The sequence below is a fragment of the Streptomyces sp. NPDC006624 genome (assembly GCF_040611555.1).
In the GTDB taxonomy this organism is placed as follows: domain Bacteria; phylum Actinomycetota; class Actinomycetes; order Streptomycetales; family Streptomycetaceae; genus Streptomyces.
In genome coordinates this window covers 377023-392150 of the sequence record NZ_JBEXOM010000001.1, presented here as the reverse complement: position 1 = coordinate 392150, position 15128 = coordinate 377023, and the positions used below count along the sequence as shown (strand labels likewise).

16 protein-coding genes and 1 riboswitch are annotated in these 15128 nt (G+C 73.1%); of the genes, 8 read left to right on the top strand and 8 right to left on the bottom strand.

Features of this window, described 5'->3' with window-relative positions; translation table 11 throughout:
* Positions 1 to 54: 54 nt before the first annotated feature.
* Both ABZY20_RS01785 and ABZY20_RS01780 read right to left on the bottom strand, forming a co-directional pair.
* A complete protein-coding gene (locus ABZY20_RS01785) occupies positions 55 to 1296 on the bottom strand; it encodes an FAD-dependent oxidoreductase (RefSeq protein WP_356435083.1) in 1242 nt (413 codons plus the stop codon).
* Between the two features lie 32 nt (positions 1297 to 1328).
* Entirely contained in the window at positions 1329 to 1679 is a 351-nt protein-coding gene (locus ABZY20_RS01780; RefSeq protein WP_356435080.1) for a hypothetical protein, read from the bottom strand.
* Positions 1680 to 1730: 51 nt separating this feature from the next.
* A riboswitch (TPP riboswitch) is annotated at positions 1731 to 1842 on the top strand.
* On the opposite strand from ABZY20_RS01780, the gene thiO reads away from it, so the two are divergent.
* The 5 genes from thiO (at position 1840) to ABZY20_RS01755 (ending at position 6963) form a co-directional block, all read left to right on the top strand.
* The gene (gene thiO / locus ABZY20_RS01775; protein WP_356435077.1) at positions 1840 to 3006 is read left to right on the top strand and encodes a glycine oxidase ThiO; all 1167 of its coding nucleotides are present in this window, start codon (positions 1840 to 1842) and stop codon (positions 3004 to 3006) included. (Overlaps the previous riboswitch by 3 nt.)
* A complete protein-coding gene (gene thiS / locus ABZY20_RS01770; protein ID WP_356435074.1) occupies positions 3003 to 3203 on the top strand; it encodes a sulfur carrier protein ThiS in 201 nt (66 codons plus the stop codon). The genes thiO and thiS overlap by 4 nt, the downstream gene beginning before the upstream one ends.
* A gap of 2 nt (positions 3204 to 3205) precedes the next feature.
* Positions 3206 to 4003 (top strand): thiazole synthase, encoded by a 798-nt coding sequence (locus ABZY20_RS01765; RefSeq protein ID WP_356435071.1) that lies wholly within the window; start codon positions 3206 to 3208, stop codon positions 4001 to 4003.
* Between the two features lie 94 nt (positions 4004 to 4097).
* The gene (pknB, locus tag ABZY20_RS01760; RefSeq protein ID WP_356435068.1) at positions 4098 to 6032 is read left to right on the top strand and encodes a Stk1 family PASTA domain-containing Ser/Thr kinase; all 1935 of its coding nucleotides are present in this window, start codon (positions 4098 to 4100) and stop codon (positions 6030 to 6032) included.
* Positions 6033 to 6084: 52 nt separating this feature from the next.
* Entirely contained in the window at positions 6085 to 6963 is an 879-nt protein-coding gene (locus tag ABZY20_RS01755) for a deoxyribonuclease IV (protein WP_356435066.1), read from the top strand.
* A 33-nt stretch (positions 6964 to 6996) separates the two neighbouring features.
* Here ABZY20_RS01755 and ABZY20_RS01750 read toward each other — a convergent pair whose 3' ends face one another.
* Positions 6997 to 7647, bottom strand: coding sequence for a sulfite oxidase-like oxidoreductase (locus tag ABZY20_RS01750; protein ID WP_356435063.1), 651 nt, complete (start codon positions 7645 to 7647; stop codon positions 6997 to 6999).
* A gap of 175 nt (positions 7648 to 7822) precedes the next feature.
* On the opposite strand from ABZY20_RS01750, the gene bfr reads away from it, so the two are divergent.
* Complete coding sequence (gene bfr / locus ABZY20_RS01745) at positions 7823 to 8299, top strand: bacterioferritin (RefSeq protein ID WP_356435060.1); 477 nt, start codon at positions 7823 to 7825, stop codon at positions 8297 to 8299.
* Between the two features lie 8 nt (positions 8300 to 8307).
* Here the strand turns inward: bfr and ABZY20_RS01740 are convergent, their stop codons facing one another.
* Together ABZY20_RS01740 and ABZY20_RS01735 are read right to left on the bottom strand one after the other, a co-directional pair.
* Positions 8308 to 8541, bottom strand: a complete 234-nt coding sequence (locus tag ABZY20_RS01740; RefSeq protein ID WP_356435057.1) for a (2Fe-2S)-binding protein — start codon at positions 8539 to 8541, stop codon at positions 8308 to 8310.
* 148 nt (positions 8542 to 8689) lie between these two features.
* Complete coding sequence (locus ABZY20_RS01735; RefSeq protein ID WP_356435054.1) at positions 8690 to 10042, bottom strand: class II 3-deoxy-7-phosphoheptulonate synthase; 1353 nt, start codon at positions 10040 to 10042, stop codon at positions 8690 to 8692.
* A gap of 97 nt (positions 10043 to 10139) precedes the next feature.
* Between ABZY20_RS01735 and ABZY20_RS01730 the strand changes: the two genes are divergently transcribed.
* Positions 10140 to 10196 carry a trp operon leader peptide gene (locus tag ABZY20_RS01730; RefSeq protein ID WP_356435997.1) on the top strand — a complete coding sequence of 19 codons (57 nt, stop codon included), beginning with the start codon at positions 10140 to 10142 and terminating at the stop codon, positions 10194 to 10196.
* A 95-nt stretch (positions 10197 to 10291) separates the two neighbouring features.
* Positions 10292 to 12211 (top strand): anthranilate synthase family protein, encoded by a 1920-nt coding sequence (locus tag ABZY20_RS01725; RefSeq protein ID WP_356435051.1) that lies wholly within the window; start codon positions 10292 to 10294, stop codon positions 12209 to 12211.
* Between the two features lie 106 nt (positions 12212 to 12317).
* Here ABZY20_RS01725 and ABZY20_RS01720 read toward each other — a convergent pair whose 3' ends face one another.
* The 3 genes from ABZY20_RS01720 to ABZY20_RS01710 are packed head-to-tail and all read right to left on the bottom strand — an operon-like array spanning position 12318 to position 15080.
* Positions 12318 to 13010, bottom strand: coding sequence for a response regulator transcription factor (locus ABZY20_RS01720; protein ID WP_356435048.1), 693 nt, complete (start codon positions 13008 to 13010; stop codon positions 12318 to 12320).
* Positions 13007 to 14242, bottom strand: coding sequence for a DUF5931 domain-containing protein (locus tag ABZY20_RS01715; RefSeq protein WP_356435046.1), 1236 nt, complete (start codon positions 14240 to 14242; stop codon positions 13007 to 13009). The genes ABZY20_RS01720 and ABZY20_RS01715 overlap by 4 nt, the downstream gene beginning before the upstream one ends.
* 25 nt (positions 14243 to 14267) lie before the next feature.
* The gene (locus ABZY20_RS01710) at positions 14268 to 15080 is read right to left on the bottom strand and encodes a lysophospholipid acyltransferase family protein (protein WP_356435043.1); all 813 of its coding nucleotides are present in this window, start codon (positions 15078 to 15080) and stop codon (positions 14268 to 14270) included.
* Positions 15081 to 15128: the final 48 nt, after the last annotated feature.

Below are 15128 nucleotides of genomic sequence, written 5' to 3'. Positions count from 1 at the left end.
AACCGACCCGGTCCACTCGGGCCAACGCGCGGGGCCGATCCGGGCTCCGCAGCCCTACGCCGCGGCCGCCTTCAGGGGTCTTGCCGGGTCCGCCAGCAGCACCGGGTTCATCGGCGTGCCCGACTCGATCAGGCGCCGGCCCTGCGCCAGGTCCCGTGGCCGGCCCACCGCCAGCAGGGCGACCAGCCGTGCGCCGCGCAGCCAGCAGACCGTCCAGGCCGGGCCCGACGGGTCGCCCCGCCACAGCGTCCGGTCCGCACCCGCGTGGTGCCCGGCGTACTGCACGAACCGCCCGAACTGCTCGGACCAGAAGTACGGCACCGGGTCGTAGACCGCCGGGGTCTCCCCGGTGGCCCGGCCCGCGATGTTCACGGCGACCGTGCGCGGCCCCTGCAGGGCGTTGTCCCAGTGGTGCACCAGCAGGCGCTCGCCGTAGCGGCCCGAGGGGAAGGAGGCGCAGTCGCCGACCGCGTACACGTCCGGCACGGACGCGCGCAGGTGCTCGTCGGCCACGATCTCGCCGTGCGCGCCCAGCTCGACACCGGACCCGGCCAGCCAGCCCGTCGCGGGACGGGCGCCGATGCCGACGACGACCGCGTCCGCGGGCAGCCGCGAGCCGTCGTCCAGGTACACCGCGCCGGGCTCGACGCGCTCCACGCGCGCGTGCGTCCGCAGCACCGCGCCCGCGTCGGCGTACCAGCCGGCCATCGGGGCCGCGACCTCGGCGGGCAGCGCCCCGGCCAGCGGCCGGCCGGCGGCCTCCACGACGGTCACCGCGCAGCCCGCCTCCCGGGCGGCCGTGGCGAACTCCGCGCCGATCCAGCCCGCCCCGACGACCACGATGCCGCCCTGCGCGGCGAGCACCGGCCGCAGCCGCTGGGCGTCGTCCAGGGTGCGCAGCAGGTGCACGCCCGGCATGTCCTCGGAGCCGGGCAGCCGGACCGGCTCGGCCCCGGTGGCGGCGACCAGGACGTCGTAGGGCACGGGCCCGTCGCGGGTGTCCAGCTCGTGGTCGCCGGGGCGCAGGCCCAGCACCTCGCTGCCCAGCCGCAGTTCGATGCCGAGGGCCGCGAAGTCGACGTCGAAGGCGGAGCCCTCGGACTTGCCGAGCAGGACGGCCTTGGACAACGGCGGCCGGTCGTAGGGCTGGTGGGACTCGGCGCCGATCAGGACCACGTCGCCGGCGAAGCCCCGTTCGCGCAGGGCGACCGCGGTCTGCACCCCGGCCATGCCCGCGCCCGCCACGACCACGCGCCGCGGCGCGGAGGACCCTGGTTCCTGCGTCTGCTCGCTCACCTGATCACCATAGACAACTGACACTCCGTCAGTCAGTGCTCGTGCGCCGTGACCTGCTCCACAATGCTCGTCCCGCTGCCCTGCTGGGACTCCCACTCCCAGGTCTCCTCCAGCCGCACCCGCCCGTCGGGCAGCTCCACGACCGTCGACACGCAGTGCCCCGAGGAGGTGGACCCGTCCCGCTTGAGCTGGACGTACCGGAAATCCAGCCTGTCACCTTCCCGGATACCCACCAGATGCCCGCGTACGACGTCACCGCCCGCGTAGTCGGCCCAGATCCGCCCGTCCTGCTCGTGGTAGGCGAACCGGGTGCGGGTCCCGACCTGGCCCGGGGCCTGGTCGGCGACCGGGGCGAGGACGAGACCGTCGAGCGATCGGGCCATGGGCGAGGCTCCCTTACTGCGGTGTACCGGGGCGGGCTAGGGTGGCCAACGTAGAGCACTCGCGGGAGCCCGGACGCACCGGGCTGAGAGGGAGGCTGGCGGCCTCCGACCGTACGAACCTGATCCGGGTCATGCCGGCGAAGGGAGGGGCTGGACGCCCATGTCGCGTACGCCGACCTCAGACGTCCTCGTCATCGGGGGCGGGATCATCGGCCTGGTCACGGCCTGGCGGGCCGCGCAGCGCGGGCTCGCAACGGCCGTGCTGGACCCGGAGCCGGGCGGCGGCGCCGCCCAGGTGGCGGCCGGGATGCTGGCCGCCGTCACGGAACTGCACTACGGCGAGCAGACCCTGCTCGGTCTGAATCTGGCCTCCGCCCGCCGCTACCCGGACTTCGCCGCGGAGCTGGCGGAGCTGACCGGCCGCGACCTCGGCTACCGCCGCTGCGGCACGCTCGCCGTGGCCCTGGACGCCGACGACCGGGCCCATCTGCGTGAACTGCACGCGCTGCAGCAGCAGTCGGGGCTGGAGTCGCAGTGGCTGTCGGGGCGGGAGTGCCGCCGTCTTGAGCCGATGCTCGCGCCCGGCGTGCGCGGCGGGCTGCGGGTCGACGGCGACCACCAGATCGACCCGCGGCGGCTGGCCACGGCCCTGGTCGAGGCGTGCGAGCGGGCGGGCGTGGTGGTCCACCGGGAGTGGGCGGAGCGGCTCACCGTCGTACGGGACCGGGCCACGGGCGCCGTCACGAGCGCCGGGACCGAGCTGGCCGCCGGACGCGTCGTGCTGGCCGGGGGCAGCCTGAGCGGCAGGCTCGCGGGCGTCCCTCAGGAGGTGCTGCCGCCCGTGCGGCCGGTGAAGGGGCAGGTCGTGCGGCTGACCATGCCGCGGCGGCACGGGCCGTTCCTGAGCCGGACCGTGCGCGCGGTGGTGCGCGGCAGCCACGTCTACCTGGTGCCGCGCGAGAGCGGCGAGCTGGTGATCGGGGCGACCACCGAGGAACTGGGCTGGGACACCACCGTGACCGCCGGCGGCGTCTACGAGCTGCTGCGCGACGCGCACGAGCTGGTCCCGGGCATCACCGAGCTGCCGCTCACCGAGACCCGGGCCGGACTGCGGCCCGGCTCCCCGGACAACGCCCCGCTGCTCGGCCCGACCGATCTGGACGGCCTGCTGCTGGCCACCGGGCACTACCGCAACGGCGTCCTGCTCACGCCGGTCACCGGCGACGCCCTGGCGCACGCCCTGGTCACGGGCGAACTGCCCGAGGAGGCCCGGCCCTTCACCCCGCGGCGCTTCGGCGCCACCGCACTCACGGAGCAGCCCGTATGAACATCTCCGTCAACGGGGAGCCCCGGGACGTCCGGCCCGGCACCGCTCTCGACACCGTCGTGAGGTCGCTCACCGCCTCGCCCTCCGGGGTGGCCGCCGCCCTCAACGAAACCGTCGTCCCGCGCGCGCAGTGGCCCGCCACGCCCCTGTCCGAAGGGGACCGCGTGGAAGTCCTCACCGCCGTCCAAGGAGGCTGACCATGGCCGACGATCCGTTTGTCCTCGGTGGCACGTCCTTCACGTCCCGCCTGATCATGGGTACGGGCGGGGCACCCAGCCTCGACGTGCTGGAACGGTCGCTGGTGGCCTCCGGCACGGAGCTGACGACGGTCGCGATGCGCCGCGTGGACGCCTCCGTGCACGGCTCGGTGCTGTCGGTCCTCGACCGGCTCGGCATCCGGGTGCTGCCCAACACGGCGGGCTGCTTCACCGCCGGCGAGGCCGTCCTGACCGCCCGCCTCGCGCGCGAGGCGCTCGGCACGGACCTGATCAAGCTGGAGGTCATCGCCGACGAGCGCACGCTGCTGCCGGATCCGATCGAGCTGCTGGACGCGGCCGAGACGCTGGTGGACGACGGTTTCACGGTCCTGCCGTACACCAACGACGACCCGGTGCTGGCGCGGAAGCTGGAGGACGCCGGCTGCGCGGCGATCATGCCGCTGGGCTCGCCGATCGGCTCGGGGCTCGGCATCCGCAACCCGCACAACTTCCAGCTGATCGTCGAGCACGCGCGCGTGCCGGTGATCCTGGACGCGGGGGCCGGGACGGCGTCGGACGCGGCGCTGGCGATGGAGCTGGGGTGCGCGGGGGTGATGCTCGCCTCGGCGGTGACGCGGGCGCAGGAGCCGGTGCTGATGGCCGACGCGATGCGGCACGCCGTGGAGGCGGGCCGGCTGGCGTACCGGGCCGGGCGCATCCCGCGGCGGCATTTCGCCCAGGCGTCCTCTCCCGCGGAGGGCATGGCCGTCCTGGATCCGGAGCGGCCCGCCTTCCGGTAGGCGGTCGCCGGGCACGTCACAGGTCGGCTGCAGTCCCGCCCCGAATTCCGGCGGCGGGACCGGGGTGTCGGCGGTGACTCGTACACTCGCCTGCGTGGACACGACCCTTCAGGACCCCTTGGTCGGGCAGGTGCTCGACGGCCGGTACCGCATCGACGCGCGGATCGCGGTCGGCGGGATGGCCACGGTCTACCGGGCCGTCGACACCCGGCTGGACCGGGTCCTCGCGCTCAAGGTGATGCACCCCTCGCTCGCGGTCGACGGCTCGTTCGTCGAGCGGTTCATCCGCGAGGCGAAGTCCGTGGCCCGGCTGGCCCATCCGAACGTGGTGCAGGTCTTCGACCAGGGCACCGACGGCGCGTACGTGTACCTCGCGATGGAGTACGTCGCGGGCTGCACCCTGCGGGACGTGCTGCGCGAGCGCGGGGCGCTGCAGCCGCGCGCCGCCCTGGACATCCTGGAGCCGGTGCTGGCCGCGCTGGGCGCCGCCCACCGGGCCGGGTTCGTGCACCGCGACATGAAGCCGGAGAACGTCCTGATCGGGGACGACGGCCGGGTCAAGGTCGCCGACTTCGGCCTCGTCCGCGCCGTGGACACGGTGACGAACACCACGGGCACGGTCCTCGGCACGGTCTCATACCTCGCTCCGGAGCAGATAGAGAGCGGCACCGCGGACCCCCGCGTCGACGTGTACGCCTGCGGCGTGATGCTCTACGAGATGCTCACCGGCGACAAGCCGCACGACGGCGACTCCCCGGCCGTGATCCTCTACAAGCACCTGCACGAGGACGTCCCGCCGCCCTCGGCCGCCGTGCCCGGTCTGGCGTACGAGCTGGACGAGATGGTCGCCTCGGCGACGGCCCGCTCCCCGGAGATCCGCCCCTACGACGCGGTGGCCCTGCTCGCGCGGGTCCGGGACGGGCGCGGCCGGCTGAGCGAGGAGCAGCTGGACGCGGTGCCGCCCCAGGCGCTCGCGGCGGACCACGACAACGCCGACGACCGGACGAGCGTGATCCCGCGCGCGCTGACCACGCCCCGCCCCCTGCCGGTGGACGGGGACGAGGCGCCTGGGGCGGCGCTCCACCGCACGAGCCGCCTCGCGTCCCCGGCCCCGCCTCCCCCGTCCCGGAGCCGCGCGGGCTCGGGGCGCGGCCCGATGGCGATCGTCGCCGCCGTGCTGCTCGTGCTGGGGCTCGGCAGCGGCATCTGGTACATCAACTCGGGCCAGTTCACCAAGGTCCCCCCGCTGCTGACGAAGACCCAGGCGGAGGCCGAGGACCGGCTGGCGGACGCCGGGCTGGAGCTGGGCACGGTCGAGCACGCCTACAGCGACACCGTGGAGCGCGGGCAGATCATCAGCACCGACCCGGAGCCCGGGGCGCGCATCAGGGGCAACGACGCGGTGAGCATCACCGTCTCCGACGGCCCCGAGACGGTCCGGGTGCCCGCCCTGGCGGGCCGGGAGCTGGACGAGGCCCGTTCCCAGCTCAAGGAGGACGGGCTGGAGCCGGGCATGGTCACCCGGGAGTTCAGCGAGGAGGTGCCGCGCGGCTCGGTCATCTCGGCGCGGCCGGCGGACGGCACGAAGGTGCGCTCGGGTTCGGCCGTCGCCCTCGTCGTCAGCAAGGGCAGCCCCGTCGACGTCCCCGACGTCACCGGATCCGACCTGGCCGACGCCCGGTCGGAGATGCAGGACGCCGGGCTCGAGGTGAGGATCGCCACCGAGCGGGTGCACTCCTCGGAGTTCGGCAAGGGCCAGGTCGTCCGCCAGACCCCGGCGCCGGGCGGCCGGGCGGCCGAGGGCGACACGGTGACGCTGACGCTGTCGAAGGGCCCCGAGATGGTCGAGGTGCCGGACGTGGTCGGCGACAGCGTCGACGACGCCAGGCAGGCGCTGGAGGGCGCCGGATTCCAGGTCGACGAGGACCGCGGACTGCTCGGCCTGTTCGGCGACACCGTCAAGGGCCAGTCCGTCGAGGGCGGCGAGACCGCGCCCAAGGGCTCGACGATCACCATCAGGATCAGGTGACGGCTAGTGGCCCGTGGACGGGGCGGGGCCGGACGCATGACACCCTGAACGGGTGAACCATCAGCTGTCCGGCCCGTCCCGCAACCCTGTGGGCAGCCATGTCCCCGTGGCCGGCGGGCTCCACCGCGTCGGCCTGTCGTACGCCCGTGACCTGAAGGCGGAGACCGTCCAGGTCTTCGTCGCCAACCCGCGCGGCTGGGCCACACCGGCCGGGAACCCCCGGGAGGACGAGGCGTTCCGCGCGGCGTGCGAGGCCGGGTCGATCCCGGCGTACGTGCACGCCCCCTACCTGATCAACTTCGGCTCGCACACCGAGGCGACCGTGGAGCGGTCGGTGGAGTCGCTGCGGCACTCGCTGCGGCGCGGGCGGGAGATCGGGGCGCGCGGCGTGGTCGTGCACACCGGCAGCGCGACCGGGGGCCGGGAGCGGGCGGTGGCGCTGAGGCAGGTCCGGGAGCGTCTGCTGCCGCTGCTGGAGGAGCTGACCCACGACGACGACCCGTTCCTGCTGCTGGAGTCGACCGCCGGCCAGGGCTCCTCGCTGTGCAGCCGGACCTGGGACTTCGGCCCGTACTTCGAGGCCCTGGACGCCCACCCGATGCTGGGCGTGTGCCTGGACACCTGCCACGTCTTCGCCGCCGGGCACGACCTGACCGGACCGGCCGGCATGCACCGGACACTGGACCTGCTGGTGGACACGGTCGGCGAGGGCCGGCTGAAGCTGATCCACGCCAACGACTCCAAGGACGTGGTGGGCGCCCACAAGGACCGGCACGAGAACATCGGCGTCGGCCACATCGGCGAGGACCCGTTCCGGGCCCTGATGACCCACCCCGCGACCGAGGGCGTGCCGCTGGTCATCGAGACGCCGGGCGGCAAGCAGGGGCACGCCGCGGACGTGGAGCGGCTGAAGAAGCTGCGCGACGGCTGACCGGCCGGAGCCCTCCGGGTGCCTGCGGCGGCCTCAGAGGTCGGGGCCGTCCCCCGGCTGCTCCTGGTAGGAGTAGCGCTGCTCCCGCCACGGGTCGCCGATGTTGTGGTAGCCGCGCTCCTCCCAGAAGCCGCGCCGGTCGGTCGTCATGTACTCCACGCCGCGCACCCACTTGGGGCCCTTCCAGGCGTACAGGTGCGGCACGATCAGGCGGAGCGGGAAGCCGTGCTCGGCGGTGAGCAGTTCGCCGTCCTTGTGGGTGGCGAACAGGACGTGCTCGGAGGCGAAGTCGGACAGCCGGAGGTTGGAGCTGAATCCGTACTCGGCCCAGACCATCACATGGGTGACGTCGTCCGCGGGCGGGGCGAGGTCGAGGATGGTGCGGGCGGGAACGCCTTCCCACTCGGCGCCCAGCATGCTGAACTTCGTCACGCAGTGCAGGTCGGCCACGACCGTGGTGTGGGGCAGGGCCGTGAACTCCTCGTGGGTCCAGCAGTGCTTGCCGCCCTCGGCGGTGGCGCCGAAGACCCGGAACTCCCAGCGCTCGGGCCGGAACTTGGGGACGGGCCCGTAGTGCGTGACCGGCCAGCCGCGCTGCAAGCGCTGTCCGGGGGGCAGCCCGGGCTGCGTCGCTCCTGCCGAATCGCGCCCTTCTCCCGATTCGTGTCCCAGCGGCTGACCCATGACTCCATCCTGACAGACCCCGGGTGATGCCCCGGACCAGGGTCACCCCAAAGCCGGACAAAAAGAACTAAGCATGCCCTTACTTACTAAGTGAACACTTACTGGACGATCTTCGCGCCCAGTGGAATCATGCGGCGCAACCTGCCAGTCCCCCGCGTTGGAAGGAGCCTCTGCGATGCAGGGCGACCCCGAGGTCCTCGAATTCCTGAACGAGCAGTTGACCGGCGAACTGACGGCGATCAACCAGTACTGGCTGCACTACCGGATCCAGGACAACAAAGGCTGGACCAAGCTCGCCAAGTACACGCGTGAAGAGTCCATGGACGAGATGAAACACGCGGACAGGATCACCGAGCGCATCCTGATGCTCGACGGCCTGCCCAACTACCAGCGGCTCTTCCACGTGCGGGTCGGGCAGACGGTCGCCGAGATGTTCCAGGCTGACCGGCAGATCGAGGTGGAGGCGATCGACCGCCTCAAGCGCGGGATCGAGGTCATGCGCAGCAAGGGCGACATCACCTCGGCGAACATCTTCGAGGAGATCCTCGCGGACGAGGAGCACCACATCGACTACCTGGACACCCAGCTGGAGCTGATCGAGAAGCTCGGTGAGGCGCTGTACATCGCGCAGCAGATCGAGCAGCCGAGCTGAGACCGCCGTCAGGCGGCGTCCTCCAGCCCCGCGAGCACGGGCCGGCCCTGGTCGGCCGCCTCGCGGCGGGGGCAGGCGCCCCTGCCGAGGATCGCCTGGATCCGGCGGACGCAGGACCCGCAGTCCGTGCCCGCCTTGCAGGCCGAGGCGATCTGGCGCGGAGTGCAGGCACCGCCGTCCGCGTGCTGCTTGACCTGCTGCTCGGTGATCCCGAAACAACTGCAGACGTACACGCGGTCCACCTCCCGACGGGGTCGTTCTGTGATGCCGTCCCCGTTGATCGGTGAGGCTAACCTAACCTTACCTGCCGGCTCGGGGCCGCAACAGTGGAGAGGGGCGCGGATCGTGTGATCCGCGCCCCAGTCCGTGCCCGTGTGAGGGGCGGACCCGTCACTGGTCCCGGTACATCTCCGCCACCAGGAACGCCAGGTCCAGCGACTGGCTGCGGTTGAGCCGCGGGTCGCAGGCCGTCTCGTAGCGCTGGTGCAGGTCGTCGACGAAGATCTCGTCGCCGCCGCCCACGCACTCGGTGACGTCGTCGCCGGTGAGCTCCACGTGGATGCCGCCCGGGTGCGTCCCGAGCGCCTTGTGGACCTCGAAGAAGCCCTTGACCTCGTCGAGCACGTCGTCGAAGCGGCGGGTCTTGTGCCCGGAGGCCGCCTCGAAGGTGTTGCCGTGCATCGGGTCGGTCACCCAGGCCACGGTGGCACCCGAGGCGGTGACCTTCTCGACCAGCTCGGGGAGCTTGTCGCGGACCTTGTCGGCGCCCATGCGGACGATGAAGGTCAGCCGGCCCGGCTCCCGCTCGGGGTCGAGGCGCTCGATGTACTGCAGCGCCTCCTCGGCGGTGGTCGTCGGACCCAGCTTGATGCCGATGGGGTTGCGGATCTTCGAGGCGAACTCGATGTGCGCGTGGTCCAGCTGCCGGGTGCGCTCACCGATCCACACCATGTGACCGGAGACGTCGTACAGCCGGCCGGTGCGCGAGTCGACCCGGGTCAGGGCGGACTCGTAGTCGAGCAGCAGCGCCTCGTGCGAGGCGTAGAACTCGACCGTCTTGAACTCCTCCGGGTCGGCCCCGCAGGCGTGCATGAAGTTGAGCGCCTGGTCGATCTCGCGGGCCAGCTGCTCGTAGCGCTGCCCCGACGGGGACGACTTCACGAAGTCCTGGTTCCAGGCGTGCACCTGGCGCAGGTCGGCGTAGCCACCGGTGGTGAAGGCGCGCACCAGGTTCAGCGTGGAGGCGGAGGCGTGGTACATCCGCTTCAGCCGCTCCGGGTCCGGGACGCGGGCCTCCTCGGTGAACTCGAAGCCGTTGACGGAGTCGCCGCGGTACGTCGGCAGCGTCACGCCGTCGCGGGTCTCGGTCGGCTTGGAGCGCGGCTTGGAGTACTGGCCGGCGATGCGGCCGACCTTGACGACCGGCACCGAGGCGGCGTACGTCAGCACGGCGCCCATCTGGAGCAGCGTCTTCAGCTTGTTGCGGATGTGGTCGGCGGACACCGCGTCGAACGCCTCGGCGCAGTCGCCGCCCTGGAGGAGGAACGCCTCTCCCTTGGCGACGGCCGCCAACCGGGCACGCAGCTGGTCGCACTCGCCCGCGAAGACGAGCGGCGGATACGACTCGAGGTCCGCAACGACTGCGCGCAGAGCCTCGGGGTCGGGGTACTCGGGCTGCTGCGCCGCGGGCAGGTTTCGCCAGGTGTTGCCAGCACTCGTGCTGGTCTTAGCGTTCACGGTCACGACGCCAACACTACGGGGTCCCGTCGGGCGTCCCGAGCCCATGCCCAGGAAGTGAGACACGCCGTACACCCCTCGGACATGGGATAGGGTGCGTCGCATGTACGCGCACTCGATCCAGACCTGGTGGTGGACCGCTCATCCGGCGGCCCGCTGACTGCGCGTATCCCAGACTTCGCGAAGGCCGCCCGAGGGGCGGCCTTCGGTGTTTCCGGGGTCCGTTCCTCTCTCCCCGAGAAGGAGCACGGACCCATGAACCTGCTCGGCTTGCTGGACGACCCCCGTCCGTTCGCCCTGCTCCGCCGCCGTACCCCCGGCCACGACCACGCGCTGGTCGAGGTCCTGGTGGGCCCGGTCACCACCCACGAGCGGCTCGCCGACCTGCCCGGCGAGAGCCTCGCGCTCGTCCCCTTCCGGCAGATCCGCGAGCGCGGCTTCGACGTCCGCGACGACGGCACGCCGCTGCTGGCGCTGACGCCCGAGGAGTCGTACACCGTCCCGCTCGCCGACGCCCTGGAGCAGCTCCCTGCGCACGAGGTGCGCGTCAACGGCGGGCACTTCGACATCACCGACGAGGAGTACGCGCGGATCGTCGGCCGGGTGCTGGAGGAGGAGATCGGCCGGGGCGAGGGCGCGAACTTCGTGATCCGGCGGACGTACCAGGGGGAGATCCCCGGGTTCGGGCGGGCCGACGCGCTGGCGCTGTTCCGGCGGCTGCTGGAGGGCGAGCGGGGCGCGTACTGGACGTTCGTCGTGCACACCGGAGATCGCAAAGGGCCCGAAGGATCTTCCCCGGAAGGGCGGGGGCGGGAGACGGGCGGGCGGACGCTGGTCGGGGCGAGCCCGGAGGTGCACGTGCGGATGTCCGGCGGCACCGTCGTCATGAACCCGATCAGCGGCACCTACCGCTATCCCGCCGAGGGGCCGACGCCCGGGCACCTGCTGGACTTCCTCGCCGACGGCAAGGAGATCGAGGAGCTGTCGATGGTCGTCGACGAGGAGCTCAAGATGATGTGCACCGTCGGCGACCGGGGCGGGGTCGTGGTCGGGCCCCGGCTGAAGGAGATGGCGCACCTCGCGCACACCGAGTACGAGCTGCGCGGCAGGTCCTCGCTGGACGTGCGGGAGGTGCTGAAGGAGACCATGTTCGCGGCGACCGTCACGGGCTCGCCGGTGCAGAACGCCTGCCGGGTGATCGAGCGGCACGAGACCGGCGGGCGGGGCTACTACTCCGGGGCGCTGGCGCTCGTCGGCCGGGACGCGGGCGGGGCCCAGACCCTCGACTCCCCCATCCTGATCCGCACCGCCGACATCGACGCCGACGGGCGGCTGCGGGTCGCGGTCGGCGCGACCCTGGTGCGCGGCTCGGACCCGGCGGGCGAGGTCGCGGAGACCCACGCGAAGGCGGCCGGAGTGCTGGCGGCGCTGGGGGTCGGCCCCTCCCGGCCGCGCGACGGGGCCGCACGGCCGCGGCTGGCCGACGACCCGCGGGTCCGGGCGGCGCTGGACGGGCGCCGCGCCTCGCTCGCGCCGTTCTGGCTGCGGATGCGGGAACCGTCCGGGGAGCCGGCGGGGCACGCCCTGGTGGTCGACGGGGAGGACACCTTCACGGCGATGCTCGCGCACGTGCTGCGCTCGGGCGGGCTGCAGGTGAGCGTGCGGCGGTACGACGAGCCGGGGCTGCGCGAGGCGGTGCTGGAGCACGAGGGGCCGGTGGTGCTGGGGCCGGGGCCGGGCGATCCGTCCGACCCGGCGGATCCGAAGATGCGGTTCCTGCGCGCCCTGACGGCCGAGGTGATCCGGGGCGGGAGGCAGGGCGTGCTGGGCGTCTGCCTCGGGCACGAGCTGATCGCGGCAGAGCTGGGCCTGGACATCGTGCGCAAGGACGTGCCCCACCAGGGGGCGCAGACGGAGATCGGGCTGTTCGGGCGGCGGGAGACCGTCGGTTTCTACAACAGCTTCGTGGCGCGCTGCGACGACGAGGCGGCGGCCGGGCTGACGGCCCGCGGGGTCGAGGTCTCCCGCGCGGCGAACGGGGAGGTGCACGCGCTGCGCGGGCCCGGCTTCGCGGGGGTGCAGTTCCACCCGGAGTCGGTGCTGACGCTGAACGGGGCGCGGATCGTGCGGGAGTTGATGGGGCAGCTGCGGGGCGCGGGCACGCCCGCGGTGTAGGCGGGTCCCGGCCGGGGTCTCGCGGGCACGCCCGCGGTGTAGGCAGGTCCCGGCCGGGGTCGCGCGGTCCCGGCCGGTCCCACCGCGACCGGACCCGGCGTGCGGCTCACTCGTCGTCGAGGCCGCGCTCTATCGCGTACCGCACCAGCTCCACGCGGTTGTGCAACTGCAGCTTGCCCAGGGTGTTCTGGACGTGGTTCTGCACCGTGCGGTGGGAGATGACCAGGCGTTCGGCGATCTGCTTGTAGCTCAGCCCCTTGGCGACCAGGCGCAGCACCTCGGTCTCGCGGTCGGTGAGGCGGGGCGCCTTCGGTTCGTCGGTGTCGGCGGCCGGGGCGGGCTCGGAGGCCAGGCGGCGGTACTCGCCCAGGACCAGTCCCGCCAGGCCGGGGGTGAAGACGGGGTCGCCGGCGGCCGTGCTGCGGACCGCCTCCCGCAGTTCCTCGGTGGAGGCCGACTTCAGCAGATAGCCGGTCGCCCCGGACTTCACGGCCTCCAGGACGTCGGCGTGCTCGCCGCTGGCGGACAGCACCAGCACGCGCAGGGCGGGGTCGGCGGCGACGACCTCCTTGCAGACCTGGACGCCGGGCTTGCCCGGCAGGTTCAGGTCGAGGACGAGGACGTCGGGTCCGGCGGCCCGGGCGCGGCGCACCGCCTGCTCGCCGTCGCCCGCGGTGGCGACCACCTCGAAGCCCGACTCGGCCAGGTCCCGGGCGACCGCGTCGCGCCACATGGGGTGGTCGTCGACCACCATGACCTTGATCGGGCCGTCCTGCCGGTCCCGGCTGGTCTCCGTCATCGCTGCTCCGCCTTCCCCCGTGCGTCCTTCGTGTCCTTCATGTCCTTCGGCACCTTCAGCTCGACCTCCGTGCCCTGGCCCGGCACCGAGATCAGCTCCGCGCTGCCGCCGAGGTCGCGCAGCCGGCCGCGGATCGACAGGGCGACCCCGAGCCGGCCCTCGCCCTCGGCCTGGGCGAGCCGGCCCTCCGGGATGCCGGGGCCGTCGTCGCGGACCGTGACGATCACCTCGTCCGGCTCGTCCTCGACCAGGATCCACGCCCGCGCCTGTTCCCCGGCGTGCTCGCGGACGTTGTCCAGGGCGGCGCCCACCGCGGCGGCCACCTCCCGGGCGGCGGCCGGCGCCAGCGGCACGGGCGCGCCGGGCTCGGCGAGGCTGACCCTGGCCCCGGCGTACGGCGCGAGCAGGGCCCGCAGGTCGACCGGTCCGCCCTCCTCGGGCTCCTCCTCCACGGCACGGACGACCGCGCCCTGGGCGGCGTCCTCCGAGACCCGCGAGACGGGCACGAGTCCGCCGGAGACCAGGGTGCGCAGCGCGACCTCCTGCTCGCCGGCCATCCGGCCCAGCTCGGCCGCCTCGCCGCCGATCACCGCGCCGCGGCGCTGCACCATGGCCAGCACCTGCAGCACGCTGTCGTGGATGTCCCGGGCGAGCCGCTCGCGCTCCCGGGTGGCGGCCTCGATCTCCAGGGCGCGGGCGAGGGTGCGCTCGGAGGCGCGGGCGACCTCGACGACGTAGCCGATGGCGATGGAGGCGATGCAGACCAGGATGACGTTGTGGACGGTGTCGCGGGCCGGGGTGCCGCGCTCGACCAGGTTGGCCACGGCGACCAGGCCGGAGGCGAGGGCCGCCCAGCGCCAGCCGCCCTTGATGGCGAAGGCGAGGACGGCGCCGGCGGTCCAGATCGACGGCAGGGTCGGGCCGCCCGCCTGGACCCGCTCGTGCGCGTCGGCGACCGGCGTGAGGAGGATGCCGGTGAGGGCGACCGTCAGGTCGGCGGCGAGGAACCGCTTGGTGCAGCGGGCGGCGCTCGCGACCCGGGGCAGGGTGGCCAGGGTCCACCCGGCCAGCACGACGTAGTAGGCGACGGCGATCCAGGGGCGGGGGAACTCGTCGTGGGCGGTGGCGAACAGGCCGACCGCGTACAGCATGGTGAGCACCCGGTAGGCGGTGAGGGCACGCCACAGCGGCTGCTCGACCGACATCCTCATCACACGCTCGCGCCTGGCCATGTCCCCCACCCCCGGCCGAGCCCGACTAGGGCTCGGTCCGCCCCTGTTCCGTCTCGGCCCGTTCCCTCTCGGCCCTGTCCTTCTCGGCCTTGTCCCTCTCGGCCCGTTCCTTCTCCGCCCGTGCCTGCGCGGCCCGGGCCGCCTTCTCGGCTTCCCTCTCCGCCTTCGCCGCCTCCGCGAGCTGCCGCTTCATGGCCGTCGCGTACATGTCGACGTACTCCTGGCCGGAGAGCTTCATGATCTCGTACATGACCTCGTCGGTCACCGCGCGCAGCACGAACCGGTCGTGCTCCATGCCCTGGTAGCGGCTGAAGTCCAGCGGCTTGCCGATCCGGATGCCCGGCCGCATCAGCTTGGGCACGACCTTCCCCGGCGGCTGGATCTTCTCCGTGTCGATCATGGCGACCGGGATGACGGGCGCGCCGGTGGCGAGGGCCACGCGCGCCAGGCCGCCCGGCTTGCCGCGGTAGAGCCGGCCGTCGGGTGAGCGCGTGCCCTCCGGGTAGATCCCGAACAGCTCACCGCGCTCCAGCACGTCGATGCCGCTCTTGATGGCGGCCTCCCCCGCGCCGCGCGCACCGGAGCGGTCCACGGGCAGCTGGCCGACCCCCTTGAAGAAGGCGGCCGTCAGCCGGCCCTTCACCCCGGGCGTGGTGAAGTACTCGGCCTTCGCGATGAACGTGACCTTGCGGTCCAGCACCGCGGGCAGGAAGAACGAGTCCGAGAAGGACAGATGGTTGCTCGCCAGGATCGCCGGGCCCTCGGCGGGAACGTTCTCCAGGCCTTCCACCCAGGGCCTGAAGGCGACCTTGAGCGGTCCCCCAACAGCGACCTTCATCGCGCCGTACAACAACCGAGTGCCTCCTGTATGTGTCGGTCAGACCTT

Bases quoted from the DNA above. Each gene is read 5' to 3' on its own strand.
- thiS (WP_356435074.1), top strand. From the start codon at position 3,003: ATGAACATCTCCGTCAACGGGGAGCCCCGGGACGTCCGGCCCGGCACC.
- ABZY20_RS01765 (WP_356435071.1), top strand. From the start codon at position 3,206: ATGGCCGACGATCCGTTTGTCCTCGGTGGCACGTCCTTCACGTCCCGC.
- ABZY20_RS01715 (WP_356435046.1), bottom strand. From the start codon at position 14,242: ATGGCCAGGCGCGAGCGTGTGATGAGGATGTCGGTCGAGCAGCCGCTG.
- ABZY20_RS01780 (WP_356435080.1), bottom strand. From the start codon at position 1,679: ATGGCCCGATCGCTCGACGGTCTCGTCCTCGCCCCGGTCGCCGACCAG.
- ABZY20_RS01725 (WP_356435051.1), top strand. From the start codon at position 10,292: ATGAACCTGCTCGGCTTGCTGGACGACCCCCGTCCGTTCGCCCTGCTC.
- thiO (WP_356435077.1), top strand. From the start codon at position 1,840: ATGTCGCGTACGCCGACCTCAGACGTCCTCGTCATCGGGGGCGGGATC.
- ABZY20_RS01710 (WP_356435043.1), bottom strand. From the start codon at position 15,080: ATGAAGGTCGCTGTTGGGGGACCGCTCAAGGTCGCCTTCAGGCCCTGG.
- bfr (WP_356435060.1), top strand. From the start codon at position 7,823: ATGCAGGGCGACCCCGAGGTCCTCGAATTCCTGAACGAGCAGTTGACC.
- ABZY20_RS01750 (WP_356435063.1), bottom strand. From the start codon at position 7,647: ATGGGTCAGCCGCTGGGACACGAATCGGGAGAAGGGCGCGATTCGGCA.
- ABZY20_RS01720 (WP_356435048.1), bottom strand. From the start codon at position 13,010: ATGACGGAGACCAGCCGGGACCGGCAGGACGGCCCGATCAAGGTCATG.